The organism is Acetobacter cibinongensis, from assembly GCF_000963925.1.
Taxonomy (GTDB): domain Bacteria; phylum Pseudomonadota; class Alphaproteobacteria; order Acetobacterales; family Acetobacteraceae; genus Acetobacter; species Acetobacter cibinongensis.
In genome coordinates this window covers 13373-25237 of sequence record NZ_BAMV01000011.1, presented here as the reverse complement: position 1 = coordinate 25237, position 11865 = coordinate 13373, and the positions used below count along the sequence as shown (strand labels likewise).

The 11865-nt window shown below is 56.6% G+C and carries 11 protein-coding genes; 5 read left to right on the top strand and 6 right to left on the bottom strand.

From position 1 onward, the window contains the following. Window positions 1-321 precede the first annotated feature (321 nt). Window positions 322-2487: a TonB-dependent receptor plug domain-containing protein gene (locus Abci_RS06585; RefSeq protein WP_052944782.1), complete on the bottom strand. Its 2166-nt coding sequence runs from the start codon at window positions 2485-2487 to the stop codon at window positions 322-324. A 55-nt stretch (window positions 2488-2542) separates the two neighbouring features. On the opposite strand from Abci_RS06585, the gene Abci_RS06580 reads away from it, so the two are divergent. Further along, window positions 2543-3085, top strand: coding sequence for a hypothetical protein (locus Abci_RS06580; RefSeq protein WP_052944781.1), 543 nt, complete (start codon window positions 2543-2545; stop codon window positions 3083-3085). Between the two features lie 61 nt (window positions 3086-3146). Next, window positions 3147-3983 carry a cytochrome-c peroxidase gene (locus tag Abci_RS06575; protein WP_146806769.1) on the top strand — a complete coding sequence of 279 codons (837 nt, stop codon included), beginning with the start codon at window positions 3147-3149 and terminating at the stop codon, window positions 3981-3983. Window positions 3984-4051: 68 nt separating this feature from the next. On the opposite strand, the gene Abci_RS06570 is transcribed toward Abci_RS06575, so the two are convergent. The 4 genes from Abci_RS06570 to Abci_RS06555 form a co-directional block, all read right to left on the bottom strand. Then, window positions 4052-4261: a TOBE domain-containing protein gene (locus tag Abci_RS06570; RefSeq protein WP_048838366.1), complete on the bottom strand. Its 210-nt coding sequence runs from the start codon at window positions 4259-4261 to the stop codon at window positions 4052-4054. A 72-nt stretch (window positions 4262-4333) separates the two neighbouring features. After that, window positions 4334-4735 (bottom strand): hypothetical protein, encoded by a 402-nt coding sequence (locus tag Abci_RS06565; RefSeq protein ID WP_240554464.1) that lies wholly within the window; start codon window positions 4733-4735, stop codon window positions 4334-4336. A 115-nt stretch (window positions 4736-4850) separates the two neighbouring features. Beyond that, entirely contained in the window at window positions 4851-5756 is a 906-nt protein-coding gene (locus tag Abci_RS06560; protein WP_048838365.1) for a 4-(cytidine 5'-diphospho)-2-C-methyl-D-erythritol kinase, read from the bottom strand. Further along, window positions 5756-7600 carry a tetratricopeptide repeat protein gene (locus tag Abci_RS06555; protein WP_048838364.1) on the bottom strand — a complete coding sequence of 615 codons (1845 nt, stop codon included), beginning with the start codon at window positions 7598-7600 and terminating at the stop codon, window positions 5756-5758. Before Abci_RS06555 ends, Abci_RS06560 begins: the two co-directional genes overlap by 1 nt. Before the next feature lies 1 nt (window position 7601). On the opposite strand from Abci_RS06555, the gene Abci_RS06550 reads away from it, so the two are divergent. From Abci_RS06550 to Abci_RS06540, 3 genes are all read left to right on the top strand, one after another. Then, window positions 7602-7754 (top strand): hypothetical protein, encoded by a 153-nt coding sequence (locus Abci_RS06550; RefSeq protein ID WP_158319782.1) that lies wholly within the window; start codon window positions 7602-7604, stop codon window positions 7752-7754. Further along, a complete protein-coding gene (locus Abci_RS06545) occupies window positions 7751-8620 on the top strand; it encodes a uracil-DNA glycosylase (RefSeq protein WP_048838363.1) in 870 nt (289 codons plus the stop codon). Before Abci_RS06550 ends, Abci_RS06545 begins: the two co-directional genes overlap by 4 nt. Window positions 8621-8828: 208 nt before the next feature. After that, a complete protein-coding gene (locus Abci_RS06540; protein WP_048838362.1) occupies window positions 8829-10769 on the top strand; it encodes a lytic transglycosylase domain-containing protein in 1941 nt (646 codons plus the stop codon). A 13-nt stretch (window positions 10770-10782) separates the two neighbouring features. Here the strand turns inward: Abci_RS06540 and Abci_RS06535 are convergent, their stop codons facing one another. Continuing rightward, window positions 10783-11865 carry a zinc-binding metallopeptidase family protein gene (locus Abci_RS06535; protein ID WP_048838361.1) on the bottom strand — a complete coding sequence of 361 codons (1083 nt, stop codon included), beginning with the start codon at window positions 11863-11865 and terminating at the stop codon, window positions 10783-10785.

The window sequence follows — 11865 nt, the reverse complement described above, 5'->3', positions numbered from 1 at the left end:
CATAAAGACCAAACCTGTTGTTTTCTGCCATGCGTAGCGCGAAGAGCTACCCCTACCCTTCGTCTCAAAATGCAGGAATCGGGCATAGCGGCTAAGAATTTTGCCCCGTCTGCGCACAGCCAAACCCTAGCTGGAACGACACGATAAGAGCCAATGAGTGAAGACACATGCACAAAAAAAGCATGGCACACCCTTGATATTTCAAAGGGCACCATGCTTCCGGTTTGGTCGTGTCGTTTTGAGAGAGCCTATGTGTGGGGTAAGCAACCCTACATCCGCGCAGGGTTGCTTACCCCACACGCACCGCCACCCCTTATAAGCTCAACCAGAAATACGCAGGTTTACGAAAAAATTGCGCCCTTGCTCAGGAAAACCTGAGACAAGCTGGTAGTTTTGGTCCAGCAAGTTGGACGCATTAACGCCTACCTGCACATTAGGCGTAATCTGGTAATCCAGACGCGCTGCCAGATTGACGTTATGTCCGGTTCGGAAATAGAACAGCCCCGATGTATCCGTTGTCCAACGGTTAGATGCCACAGCTACGTTGGGAACAAACCTCAACCCTTTTATTGGTTCCCACTCTACATAAGCAAAGGCTTTATGTGTTGGCACATCACCTGGCTTATAATTGGGTGTACCTGGCACAGTCACGCTTTGATGAATATATGTATAGTTACCGCCTAATAAAAGGTTTTTACGAAGCGGTATAGCTATGGAAATTTCTGCCCCCGCATAATTTCCACTACTCACATTCCGGCTTTGGGACACTGCAACGCCATTATAAATGGTAGGAAAAGACGCAATCAGGTCGTTCAAATGCGAATAGAAAAGCGCTCCTGCAACCTGTATTTTTCCAAAATTGTGGGAGCCGCCCAATTCATAGTTCTGTGCGCGTTCAGGCTTAAGCCACGGGCTTGAAACCGCACCCCCAAACCGCGTGCTAAACCGTTCAAACAACGTGGGGAAACGCACGCGATCAGAAAAACTGATATGGAGTTCTGACGCGGCATCAGGCTTCCAGCTCAACCGTGCCTGCCCATTAGGGGCGCCCCTGTTACGGGTAGGATAATTGATAATACCTGCCGAATAGCCCTGCGCCCGCTCCAGCACGCGCCAGTCATAACTGACACCCGCTGTAAAAGATAAGGTGCTGAGAAGCGCAAACGTGTTTTCTGCAGCAATACTGTAACTCTGCTCAACAGAAGTCAGGCGCGGTTGGTAACTGCCGCCGGGAAAAACCTGCTGTATTTCTGCATGTTCATCACGCCGCCCGTAAAAGGCCAGACCAAATGTATCGCGCCGCGAGACCTTGGCATCCAGACGGGCCGAGCCACCCCAAGCTGTATCATTATACTCACTATTAAACGCTTTGGGTTTGGTTTGTGTGTCCAGACTGGAGGTATCAAAACTACGCAGTAAGTTGTAAAACGTGTTGCGGTACAGCTTTGTCCGTAACGTCAGTCTATCCGCAAGGCGTGTGCGGCTGGTCAGGGACAAACTGTCCAGATTCCAGTCAGGCCATGTCCAGTTTCTCTGCAACGCCACAGAGTCATTCACGTTATAAGGCGCTCTTTTTTCTCCACCCTGACGGGTGTAGTTGACGGTATATTCATCCGTTGCGTTGGGCGTGTAACCCGCCTTAAGGTTCACTCGCCAGTCTGCAGAATCAGAGAGCAGCCTTTTGCCTTTCCTCTGCGTAGCCGTAGGTGTGTAATGAGAAGACAGATCCGTATGGTCAACGTTATTGACCGCAAAACTGGCCTGAGCATACCATTTGTTTTGCCGCGTGCCGATCAGGCCTGAGACGTTATAACCTGAGTACCCACCCCCATGCCCCAGCATGGTGCCGCCCCGTAACTCTCCTTCCAGCGCTTTACTGGGTTTGCGCGTTACCAGATTGACCATGCCTCCCATGGCGTCCGGACCATCCAGAACGGAAGCATAGCCTTTGGCGACCTGAATTTCAGCAATATCTGACGTCAGAAAGCGCCCATAATCCAGTCGGTTATCTGCGGGCAGGTAAATACGCACGCCATCCACCAGCAACGGCACCTGAAAGCGGTTAAACCCACGTACCGTCAGTGTGCGTTCATTCCGGGTGCCCCCGGTGTTTGCTGAACTAACGCCGGGGATAAGATTGGCCGCTTCATCCAGCGTATTTTTATTAAACATGTAAATAGATGCAGCAGAAAGCGTTGAACTGCCTACCAACGCCTGTGGCGTGCGTGTCCCGTAAACCGTAATCTGCCCCGGCCCATACACATCTGCGGCTTCCTGAGTCTGTGTGTGGGTCTGGGGTGCAGAAACACTACTCGTGCCAGACGTGGCAGCGGGCTTGCTTTTGCGGGTCTTGGTGTTCTCGTTGGTGTCCGCCACATAGGTGGCATCCTGAGACTGCGACCACGCATCCTCCACACCAAGGCTCCCCATTCCCAGGACAGTCATGAAAGAGAGTGATGCCGTTCTGGCAAAGAGGCGTGCAGTCATTTACGATTCCGGCCGTTATCTATATATACATAAATATAGATAATAGGAGAGCCTCATGGCAAGAGTGAAACAGTTCCTGCGCCTGACCGCGCTGTTCGCCTGCGCAGGGTTTTACCCTGTTGGTACGGGCTGGGCCGCAGAACATACAGCCCAGTGTACACAACACCCTGCACCCGCTCTCCCCCCTGCCCTTGCGCCATGGACAAGCCCTACCCCGGTAAGTGCTGCCACCCAGCCGGATGGCCTAAATGTGGCTTTACTGACCGTTGGCAAGGCCGCACAGGTGACCCTGCACCCCACCACGGACATACAGTATAGCGTTCGACCAGAAGCCCCCGGCGGCAAAGTCAGTTCAGGGGGATTGCTGGCGTTTGACACACCTGACGCTGGTACATACCGCGTCATGCTGTCTGGCCGGGCGTGGTTGGACGTTATTGCACAGGGCAAGGTGACTGACTCAACCCACCATCAGCATGGGCCTGCCTGTAGCGGTATTGGCAAAATGGTTGACTTCACCCTTCCGGCAGGCCGCCAGACCATTCAGATCAGTGGTAGCGGAACCCCTACCCTTGAAGTGATGGTTATTAAAGTTCAGTAGAGTGCGCTCAGCTTCCTTTTACTTTCTGATCTTCCTGTCCTGCACAGCATTATTCTCAACTGTGCAGGCAAGTTCTCTTTCACAAGAGGAGGCACGGACTGCACTGGGCAGACGGCTGTTTTATGATGCAGACCTCTCGGCTGATGGCAGTATGTCCTGCGCAACGTGCCACAACCAGAAGCATGCTTTTGCAGAGAGCAATGCAACCCATATGGGCGTGACAAATGAAGAGGGCATTCGCAATGTCCCCTCATTGGCCAATATCAAGGACTTCACAACCCTGACATGGCTGGAGCAGCATATCTCCCGACTGGAAGATCAGTTTTTCACGCCCTTGATGGGGCATGACCCTGTTGAAATGGGTATGACAAGCAAGGCTGTTCTGGAACAGAGAGTGGCATCAGACGCCTGCTACCAGAAACTTTTTAAACAGGCTTTTCCTGATGAATCAGGCCATATAACCGCAGACACCATTGCACAGGCAGTCTCTGCTTTTGAGCGCACTCTCGTGTCCAACACCAGCGCATGGGACCGCGCCCAGAAAGAGCACCATCCCCTTCCCCTTCAGGCAGAAGAGGGGGCCAGTCTTTTTTTTAAAGAGAAAAAATGTGCAGCCTGCCACAGTGGGTTTTTACTGTCGGACCAGAAGTTCTATAAGCTGACTTCCGCAAGTTCTACGGCTATAAGGACGCCGTCTCTACGCAACGTTGCTGTCACGGCTCCCTATTTGCATGATGGGAGCGCCCCTACGCTGGAGGCCGCCTTACAGGCCCATCACGCTATCACGCTGACACCACGACAGAGCGAAGCCCTGGTCGCCTTTATGCAAACACTGACGGACCAGACTTTTCTGCACAATCCGGCCTTCGGCCTTCCTGCGGAAGGATGCCCTCTGTAATAAGGCACCCCTCGCAAAAGTTCTATGAGCAAGCCGAATAAGCCCGCATTAAAGAGCGGGCCTAATTTTCACTCTACGCCAACCATCACGTCAGAGGCTTTTATAACTGCTACAGCCGGTTGACCGACAACCAGCCCGAGGTCAGCTACGGCTTCGTTGGTAATAGAGGCCATCACAACGGCACCCCCTACCAGTTCGATGCTGACATGAGAGGTGGTCGCCCCTTTCTGGATGGAAAGAACCTTACCTTTTAACTGGTTTCGCGCACTAAGTTTCATAATGTAGCCTTTACTGAGTTTGGACCGGGAAAACAGCGCGCTTGCGCACCACGCCTTCCCGGAAGCAGCGTGTTAGTTCAATTTGCCACGATTGGCGTAATTGTCGCGCCGTATTTCCTGATGCATGTGCAAACCACGCATGAGTTTGTCAGAATCCTGCGGCGTTAGGACCAGACCGACCGGCCCATAGGCAGGGTGCTGGAAGGCCAGCACGGACCCATCTGTACTGGCTTCTGGCTGCAACGCCCAGCGGGTGCGCACTACCGGAGTAAAGCGTGCGCCTTCAATGGACGGTACATCCTGCCCTTCCAGCATGGTTTCCCGCACGCGGCCCAGAACCTGAATGATCTGCGTCACCTGCTCTGCGGAGAGCGAGATGACGGCTGGCTTGTCCGCATCATCTTCAGATGAGAGCGTCATGGTGACGGATTTTTTGTCATCGGTCAGTGTAAAATCTATTTTAGAAAACATCATCACCTCCTCTTTATTTCAGATCATGAGAACGTATATCTTAATTTATGTGTGCTTTACTTTCCACTTACAACCATGAGCATCGAATTTTGAGTATTTTTTAGACTGTTAGTGGTGGCTACACCAGAGCGCCACCCCATACCCACCAGTCTGGCTGCTGCTCAGCTAGGTGCTGGGCTGCCTGATATGCCTGGTCAGGCGTGGAAAATAAGGCAAAGCAGGTCGCCCCGGACCCGCTCATACGCGCAAGCAGGGCCTCTGGCAGGTGTGCCAGTGTTGTCAGAACATCCTGCACAGGGGGGCAAATCTGGCACGCCGGCGCTTCCAGGCTGTTTGTCTGTTGGGCAAGGCTATCGACCAGGTCCTGCGCTGAGGCCCAGCGCGTTGGCAGGTCTGCGCGGGCATGAAAAGCGCCCTCACGCTTCCGAAAGACCTCTGGTGTAGAGACCCCCACCCCACAATTAACCAGCACCATCCCGCAGTCAGGCAGTACTGGCCCGGCGGACAGATGCTCACCAATGCCTTCCATCCGGGCTGTCTGGCTGGCCAGACAAACTGGCACATCCGCCCCAAGTTGCTCCGCCAACTGCAAAAGGGTGCTGGTCTCCACCCCCGCGTGCCATGCCCGGTTCAGCAACCGTAGCGCCGCAGCGGCATCCGCTGAGCCACCCCCAATACCAGAGGCAACAGGCAGGTTTTTTTCCAGCACCAATCTGCCACCCTGTATTCTGGCTCCCGGCTTGCTGGCCGCCCGCAAAAGGGAGGCAGCCTTCATAACCAGATTGTCCGGGCCAGCAGCATCTGCCCCCAGAGTGGCCCCAAATCTGCCACCCAGCTCAAGCGTCAGGGGTGTAGAGTCAGGAAAATATGTCAGCCGGTCGCCTGCTCCCGCAAAGACAACAAGACTGTCAAGCAAATGGTACCCATCAGGCCGCTTACCCGTAACATGCAGATAGAGGTTAATTTTGGCGTGCGCCTCCTCGGTCAAGATGGACTGGGGGGCTGTAAGAACTGTGGCGGACATTACGGCGTATGCTTTCCTTGGGCCTGTACTTCGGAAGGGGATGGGTGGGGAGCCTGTTGTATCTGTTCTGCTTTTTTGTCACCTGCGGCGGCTGCACGGGCCAGTGCAGCGCGTATCAGGGCCTCATCACGTGGCTCGGGCTTCAGGCCCAGGGCTACGTTCCACTGGTCAACACCTTCACTATGGCGGCCAGCGCGCCAGTAGGCTTCCCCAAGGTGGTAGTTGACCTCAGGGTCCTCGGGCGTCTGTTCAGCAGCCTGTTCCAGAAGGGCGGTCCCTTCCTTCAAATCCCCCTGCTCCACCTTGACCCAGCCAAGGCTGTCACGTATGGCAGCATCATGCGGGTCCAGTTCCACAGCGTGGCGCAGCATACGCTCGGCCTCAGGTAACTCTTCCCGGCGCTCTGCCATGGAATACCCCAGAAAATTCAGTACCAAAGGTTCATTGGGCACCAACGCCAGAGCTGTTTTTAGGTCAGCCTTGGCGCGCGGCCAGTCATCCATTTCATGGTAGGTGACCGCCCGCAAAAACAGCAAAGACCAGTCATCTTTCTTGTTGTGGGCCTTATTCAGCTCAATGGCCTTGTTGTAAGCGGCCAGAGCACCTTTCCAGTCTTTCAGTGCTGCCAGCGTGTTGCCCAGCACCCGAACGGGCAGAAGCCGGTCCGGATTATCCTGCACAAGCTGTGTCAGCTTGATGCGAGCCTCCTCCAGATGATCGGTCGTGTTGTCTGCCAGCGCCAGCTTGAAGGCTGCTACCGGAGCCAAAGGAGAGGTCGGGGGAATACGCAACAGAGTGTCACGCGCGGCATCATGATGCCCTTCATCGTCCTGAATATCCGCAAGCATCAGGCGGGCCTCAGCCAGACGGGGGTCCAGCCCAAGGGCGAAACCCAACATAAGGCGGGACGCTTCATCAAACTGATGGTCTGTCGGGGCGTGCTGGTTGGCGGCCGTGCGCTCCTGCTCCTGTTGACGGGACTGCTGCCGTAACAAAAAGGCAGTTAGCACATAGGCCCGCGCAAGGCCCTGCTGGGCCGTCGTTACAGGAAAATGGCTGATTTCGGCCTGCAACTGTTTACCAGCAAGAGCGAGAATGGGGTCTGACTCTATCATGCCGCGCAACAGGTCGCGGGCTTTGCTTTGCTGGCCCTGGGACCAGTACCATGCGGCATGCGAGCGGGTCAGAAGCAGGTCATACCCCGGCATAAGCTTTGCAGCTTGCGCAAACAGGTCCCCCGCCCGGGGCGCATTGCCGGAAACCTGTGCGATTAGAGCCGCGTGTGTTGTGTAAAACGGCACCAGAACAGACCCCTGCGTGCGGGTCAGACCGTTTATGGCTTCATCCATACGGTTCTGGGCCTGAGCACACCATGCCTGTAGCAGTGGCATGATAAGGTGCGCCATTGGGTCCGCCTCTGCCTTACGGTAAAAACTGGCGGCAGTTTTCCAGTCCCCGCGTGCGGCGGCGTCATTACCCAGAACCAGAGAAGAGATAATGGTCTGGCCGCCCGGCAGCTTCTCGTTCCGTGCGGCAAGTGTCACGGCCTCAGGGTCTCCAGCCAGCACACTACGGACAAAAGCCTGCCTGATCAGTTCCGGGTTGGCCGGGTCCGCTGCGGAGGCAGCACGAAACGACTGGGCTGCCTGTACGTCATCCCCGTTATGCGTTGCCACAACAGCGGCCAGAAAGGCCGCCGAGTCGACTCTGCCCGTCTGGGTTGGCCCCTGCACGGCTTTCTGGGTGGGTTGAGAGGCCAGCGCTGCCCCGGCGGGCTGGGCCGTTAGCAGTGCTGTGGCAGAAAGCAGGAGGAAACCCGTAGGCAGAAGGCGACAAAATAGCATAATGACCCTATCCAGGAGCAACGAAGGCCTAAAAACCACTCAGGCCCGTCCCGCTCCGGTAACGACTGGGGAGAATGACATGAACGGCGGATACATCTCTACCCTGCCCGCAGCCAAGCGCCAAACCGCACGCCGCGTCACAAGGCCAGCATGATGGACGGCGCGCTTGCTCTCCTCCAGCTTTATAGTGACTGGGGCGTAGATTGTGCGGTGGGCGATCAGGCGCTGGACCAGCGTCTGGCCTATCTCACGCCCCTTCCCGGCGCACGCCCCGCACAGCAGACGCCTCCTGCACCCGCCCGCGCGGCTGGAGCTTCTGCTACATCCTACATGCCGCCCGGCGCGCCAGCCGCCGCACCTGCGGCCCCTCCGCGTGCAGCCAAAACACCCAGTACGGCAGCGCCTCCCCTGCCTGCGGCAAGCGTAGAACAGGCCCACGCTGTGGCATCCGCCGCCACAAGCCTTGAAGCCCTCCGCAAAGCCATGGAGGCTTTCGAGGCCTGCTCACTCCACACGACAGCTATGCACACCCTCTTCCCCCAGGGACCGCATGGGGCCCCCCTGATGATCATTGGTGAAGCGCCAGATGCGGATGAAGACCGCAGTGGGCATGTGTTCTCTGGCCTTGGGGGTGAGTTGCTGAACCAGATGCTTAGCCCTATCGGCCTGAAGCGTGAAAACCTTCTGCTGGCCACGGCGATTCCCTGGCGTCCCCCCGGCGGGCGTCCTCCTGCTGAGACGGAACTGCGGATTTGTCGCCCCTTTCTTGAGCGCGCAATCAGCCTGCTTGCGCCCCAGCGCCTTTTGCTGTGCGGCCGCCTGCCAGGCCGCCTTCTGACAGACTCGCACACACAGATGGCACGGCATGTCTGGCACCCCATTCCCATTACGGGTCTGGCCGCACCGGTTCCGGCTCTGGCCATACGTCACCCGATGCAACTCCAGACCAGCCCGACCGCACGCAAAGACATCTGGCATCCACTTTTGCTTGTTGCACAAACGCTACAGCAAAACGGTTGAAACGCATGGAAAAACTAAGGAATTTTATGCCGTGTGAAGAATAATCACAAATGGCAAACAAAATATTTTCCTTAATTTTCTAAATAGTTCCTCTCTTTATCCATCAGGCCATCCCTCTTTCTCTCTGCGTGTTCTGACGCCTGCTTTTTTATCATTAGAAAAAGGCAAACTTGCTTTTTGCCGCAGAACCTCATAGACCCCGCCAGCCATGCGAGCGATAGGTCACATATCTCATCAGATCGCGGCGAAGGCCTTTTTGGCTGGAGCAGCTTTGTTGGCTAGCGCAACCGTCGTAACGACGCGAGCCCACGCCAAGCCGCCTGAATCCGGGCAGGACACGCACAGCGAAGAGCTGGCGATGGTTCTGCCTAGACAGGCCTTTCCGGACGGGGATGACATTCCCTTACCCAAACCGCTGCCGCCCGAAGTCAGCACCCAGATCAAGGCCATCTTCCGCCTGCAACGACAGGGCGCCTTTGCAGAAGCCATTAGCAGCAGCACCCGCCTGACAGATGCCACCCTGCTGGGCGAGATAGAGGCAGACCGTTACCTCAACCCCGCCTACCATCCGGGTGCCACAGAGCTACGGGCGTGGCTGAAAAACTATTCATCCTACGCAGATGCCGCGACCATCTGGGCCCGTCTTGCCGCCCTGCCACAGCGGGGAGGCCCTCTGCCACCGGCTCCAACCGGCGAGCGACTGGCCCCAAACCACCCTACCATTCCCGAAAACCCGCTCACGCACGAGTTCACGCGCAACCCGTTGCTGGACAAAACCCTGCGGGAGCGGACCACGTGGGGCCTTAAGGGTGTACGCAGTGCGCTCAAGCTCATTGCAGCCACACCCGGTATAACGCCTGCATACGCAGCGCAGTTACAGGCAGAAACGGCGCAGGCCATGCTCAGCATGGGTGAGACGGATTTTGCACTGGATATTGCACGCTCCGGGGTAGACCATGCTCACGGGACAAATGCGCTGGCAGGATTTATTGCTGGGCTGGCTCTATGGCAGCAGGAGCGTTACGCCCAAGCGGCTCCTTTCTTTGAAAAAGCCTCTCACGCAAGAAACGCAACCCAGGATCTGCGCGCCGCATGCGCCTTCTGGGCAGCCCGTGCGCATGACAAAATGGGACGCGACCGCACGCGCCATCTATGGCTCCAACATGCAGAGGCCTTCCCCAATACCTTTTACGGTATTCTGGCGGCACACATGAACCATCCTGCCAAGGATGGGCATGGCAAAGAGCCGTCGCACAAGATCAACTTTGCACCGCTGGAAGCCCCCTCCTCCACCCCTTCCGCACCCGTGCTGACGGAAATTGATATTGAAGCTGTTGGAGCAACAGAGGTTGGACATCGTGTTTTTGCCCTGCTTCAGGTGGGAGAGCAGGAACGAGCCGAAAACGCTATCCGCCGTGCATGGCCGGACCTGCGGGACGTCACACTGGCACGCTCCTTTCAGCTTGTAGCGGAAAGCGCTGGCCTACACGATGTTGCCGCCGAGATGTCCGATGCTCTGGCAACCCATGAAGCCCACGGGCAGGCGCATGATGACATGCCCTTACCCCTGCTCCGCCCACGGCATGGCTTCACCATGGACCCGGCTCTGGTTTACGCCCTCACCCGGCTTGAATCGAACTTCGACCCCAAGGCGGTCTCGAGCGCTGGGGCACACGGGCTGATGCAGCTACGCCCTCTGACAGCTGACTTTGTAATTAGCGACTCCCCGGCCAATGTGACGCGCCGTTTTGAAAACGCTGCCAACAGCCTGCACGACCCCAGCCTCAATCTGGAAATCGGGCAGCGCTATGTGCAATATCTGGCCGAGCGCACCCGCATTAACTCCCACCTGTCCGTGCGCGGTGGAGACATGATCCGGCTTCTGGCAAGTTATAATGCTGGCCCAAGTGCTCTGGCACGCTGGGAAAAAGAGGCCGCCCTGTCAGACGACCCGCTCTTGTTTATGGAGCTTCTGCCCAACACAGAAACCCGGGATTATGTGCATCGTGCCCTGTCCTATCTGTGGATCTATGCAGGCAAACTCAAGCTGCCAACACCATCCCTCTCCACCTTGGCCCGTAACGAATGGCCGGACTTTGCGGATGAAAAGGCCATGACCCACACCCTGAACCCCCGGCTGATCCATTAGGTCAGCCGCCCCTCTAAAACCGTAAGGCCTGCACTTCCCGGATCAGGGTATGAATGTAAGTCAGCTTATCCATGACCCCCTGTGTCAGCACAAACGGGTAAAAGTCTGGCAGGCCCATAGAGCGGTTCAGGCTGTTCACCGCATATGTCAGCGGGAGCCACGCCTGAATGATTTCATCAAACGAGGCCTCAGTATAAGGGTTTGTCTGCCGCTGGGGCCAGACTGTCGGGCCATCCACAAAATCTGGGCTAATGGTCACACCATGGGCCCATGCGGTCTCCAGCGTTGAGACGATATGCAGGTAATGCGCCCATGTTTCTGCAAAATCTTCCCATGGGTGAGAGGTCGCATAAACACTGACATGGTGGTCTCGCCACCCCTCCGGCGGTGGAGCGGCATAGTAGCGCTCCAGCGCCTCCTGATAATCCTGCCGGTCATCGCCAAAAACGGCACGGCAAGCCTCCAGCCGCCCCCCATCCCGCACCAGAATATTCCAGTAATAGTGCCCTATTTCATGGCGGAAATGCCCCAACAGGGTCCGGTAATATTCCCCCATTTCAACGCGCATCCGCTCTCGGCGCTCATCATCCGCCTCCTTGACGGCAATGGTGATGATACCGTTGTTATGCCCGGTCAAAACGGGTGCTGACCCATCTGGTGCGTCATCCAGAAAATCAAATACCAGCCCGTTCTCGGGATCTTCCCGCCGGGTTTTGATGGGTAGCTTGAGCCGCTGTAGCGTGTAGAACAACCTGTGCTTGGCTACTTCCAGCTTGCGCCAGCGCTCCAGATTATCTGGTATCGCAAGGTTGGGGATTGTGCGGTTAAACCGGCAGGCTAGGCAAAAGCCTGCTGAACCATCCGCATTGGGGGCGGTTAGCCAGTTACACACATCGTGGGCATGGTTGGCGCAAAATGCCACCTCCGCACGGCGCACCGTGCGCTCCAGGGGCCGCCACAATCCGTTATCCAGCGGCTCCAGAGCCGTTAGGGAAAACAGCCCCGGCAGATATCCTAATGTATGGTGGCAGCGCTCACATGAGGTGTTTTCAAAAAACACAACCTGCTGGCAGGACTGGCAGGTAAATATCCGCAT